The following is a 2,925-nucleotide window of genomic DNA, read 5'->3' on the forward strand; positions in this document are numbered from 1 at the left end:
CACAAGATCCGCCGAACACGGCGTGGCGGCAGGGCCGCCGGAGCGTGCGAACGAGCCGTCGGGCCCGTTCTACGGGACGACGACCACCTTCGCGTTGTTGACCGCGACGTTCCACAGCGCCAGGCCGTCCGCCGGACGCTCCCGGATGCCACCGGTCTTCTTCGTCGCGGCCGGGTTCGGCGAGGAGCCGTCGACCGCGGCGCTGAAGCCGAAGACGACGCCGTTCGCGTCCTGGTGGAAGCGCACGATGTGCTCGACCGGGATGCCGTCCGAGCCCGTACCGGTGGGGGACCGGGAGGTCACCTTGTACCCGCCCAGGGGCGGGTTCACCGTGCTGGGCGCGACCTCGAAGCTGCGGGTGGCCTTCCCGTCGGCGCCGACGAGCCACACCCGCTTCTGGGCGAGGGCGTAGACGACGCGGGCGCCGGTGCCGGAGTGCGCGGGGACGGCAGCCGCGGCGTCCTTCCCCTGATCGGCCTTGTCCTTGGCCGCCGGGCCCTGGCCCTGACCCTTGTCCTTCTCCTTGCCGGACGGCGAGGAGGCGGAGGGGTGCGGGAGGTCGGGCGCGGCCTCGGCCTGGAAGGCGAGGAATCCGACGCCGCCCAGCGCCGCCGCGGTGAGCGCGGCCACGATGATCCCCGAGCTGCTGCGTGCCACGGCTGCGCACCCTTTCGTCCTGCGTACGACTATGCGGCTGACCGTAGCACTCGCGTACGCCCCCGCCGCGCCCTCGGCGCAGGCCAAGCCGCGCACCGCGGGCCCCATGGCGCGCCGTAGTCTGTCAGTGTGCTGCTGCTCGCTCTTGATACCGCAACCCCCGCCGTCACCGTCGCCCTCCACGACGGCGACAAAGTCCTCGCCGAGTCCGCCCAGGTCGACGCGCGCCGCCACGGTGAGCTGCTGCTTCCCGCCGTGCACCGGGTGCTCGGCGAGGCGGGGCGCGCGCTGGACGCGGTGACCGGCATCGTCGTGGGCGTCGGCCCCGGCCCGTACACCGGCCTGCGGGTCGGCATCGTGACCGCCGCGACCTTCGGCGCCGCGCTGTCCGTGCCCGTCCACGGCCTGTGCTCGCTCGACGGCATCGCGTACGCGGCCGGGCAGGCCGGCCTGGAGGGCGAATTCGTGGTCGCCACGGACGCGCGCCGCAAGGAGGTCTACTGGGCCCGCTACGCCGACCCGCGGACCCGCGTCACCGACCCCGCCGTGGACCGCCCCGCCGACCTCACCGAACCGCTCGCCGGCCTCACCGCGATCGGCGCGGGCGCCGTCCTGTACCGCGACGCCTTCACGGACGTACGGGCGGACATGCCCGAGCACCAGTCCGCGGCCGCCCTGGCCTCGCTCGCCGCGGAGAGGCTCCGCACAGGCGGGGAGTTCCTCCCGGACCGGCCGCTGTACCTGCGCCGGCCGGACGCCCAGGTGCCCGCCAACTACAAGGTGGTCACCCCCAAGTGACCGCGACGGTGCGGATCCGTGAGATGCGCTGGTGGGACATCGGGCCGGTGCTGGAGCTGGAGCGCGCGCTCTTCCCCGACGACGCGTGGTCGAAGGGCCTCTTCTGGTCCGAACTGGCCCACGCGCGCGGTGCGAACGCCAACCGGCGGTACGTGGTGGCGGAGTGGACCGGCGACGACATGGGCGACGACGCGGAGCGGGACGGCACGCCGCCTGCCGCCATGACCAATGGCGCCCCGGGCGCGGGCGACGCCGGCGTCGCCGGCCGCCACCTGACCGCGAGCAGCGACCCGGCTCCGGAGACGGGGACGCGGGGGGCGCTTGCCTCCGGTGGTTTCGGCGCGGGTAGTGGCCCGGGTGGCAGTGGTGCCGCTGGTGCCGGCGCGGGCAGCGGACCGGACGCCGGCGGCGGTGCGGGGGCCTTCGCGCCCGCGTCCGGCGCGCACGCCTCACTCGCGGACGGCGAAGGCGACGGCTCGGGCGGCGCCATCGCGCCCGGGGCGACGGAGCGAACCACTGCCTCGGCCGATGGCCGGATCGCGCCCTCGGCTGAAGGCCGCACCACCCTCCCGGCCGAAGGCCGCACCACCGCCCCGGCCGAAGGCCGAACCGGAACCGCCGGAGGCACCCGCATCGTCGGGTACGCCGGCCTCGCCGCCATCGACGGCACCGGTGACGTCCAGACCATCGCCGTCGCCCACGACCACTGGAGCACCGGCCTCGGCGCCCGGCTCCTCGCCGAGCTCCTCACCACCGCGACCGCCTTCGAGTGCCGCGAGGTGCTCCTCGAAGTGCGGGTGGACAACACCCGCGCCCAGCGCCTCTACGAGCGTTTCGGCTTCGAGCCCGTCGGCGTCCGCCGCGGCTACTACCAGCCGGGCAACGTCGACGCCCTCGTGATGCGCCTCTCCGATCCCCACTCAGCAGTGCAAGGAACACCCCATGGCTGACGAACCCCTCGTCCTCGGTATCGAGACCTCCTGCGACGAAACCGGCGTCGGCATCGTCCGCGGCCACACCCTCCTCGCCGACGCCGTCGCCTCCAGCGTCGACGAGCACGCCCGCTTCGGCGGCGTCGTCCCGGAGGTCGCCAGCCGCGCCCACCTGGAGGCGATGGTCCCGACCATCCAGCGCGCCCTGAAGGAAGCGGGCGTCAGCGCGAAGGACCTCGACGGCATCGCCGTCACCGCGGGCCCCGGCCTCGCGGGCGCCCTCCTCGTCGGCGTCTCGGCGGCCAAGGCGTACGCGTACGCCCTCGGCAAGCCCCTCTACGGCGTCAACCACCTCGCCTCCCACATCTGCGTCGACCAGCTCGAACACGGCGCCCTGCCGGAGCCGACGATGGCCCTGCTGGTGAGCGGCGGCCACTCCTCGCTGCTCCTCGCGCCGGACATCACCTCCGACGTCCGCCCGCTGGGCTCGACGATCGACGACGCGGCGGGCGAGGCGTTCGACAAGGTCGCCCGCGTC

3 protein-coding genes and 1 pseudogene are annotated in these 2,925 nt (G+C 74.6%); 3 read left to right on the forward strand and 1 reads right to left on the reverse strand.

Annotated elements, in window-relative coordinates; translation table 11 throughout:
* Positions 1-69: 69 nt before the first annotated feature.
* Entirely contained in the window at positions 70-657 is a 588-nt protein-coding gene (locus J7E86_RS18045) for a hypothetical protein (protein WP_215082724.1), read from the reverse strand.
* A gap of 129 nt (positions 658-786) precedes the next feature.
* On the opposite strand from J7E86_RS18045, the gene tsaB reads away from it, so the two are divergent.
* The 3 genes and pseudogenes from tsaB to J7E86_RS18065 form a co-directional block, all read left to right on the forward strand.
* Complete coding sequence (tsaB, locus tag J7E86_RS18050; RefSeq protein ID WP_215082725.1) at positions 787-1,455, forward strand: tRNA (adenosine(37)-N6)-threonylcarbamoyltransferase complex dimerization subunit type 1 TsaB; 669 nt, start codon at positions 787-789, stop codon at positions 1,453-1,455.
* Positions 1,456-2,078: 623 nt separating this feature from the next.
* A pseudogene (gene rimI, locus J7E86_RS18060) lies at positions 2,079-2,405 on the forward strand (ribosomal protein S18-alanine N-acetyltransferase); the annotation flags it as partial.
* A partial coding sequence (locus tag J7E86_RS18065; RefSeq protein ID WP_374223818.1) for a tRNA (adenosine(37)-N6)-threonylcarbamoyltransferase complex transferase subunit TsaD occupies positions 2,398-2,925 on the forward strand: 528 nt, incomplete at its 3' end. The pseudogene rimI and the gene J7E86_RS18065, both read left to right, overlap by 8 nt.

This window comes from Streptomyces sp. ISL-11, from assembly GCF_018614525.1.
Lineage (GTDB): Bacteria > Actinomycetota > Actinomycetes > Streptomycetales > Streptomycetaceae > Streptomyces.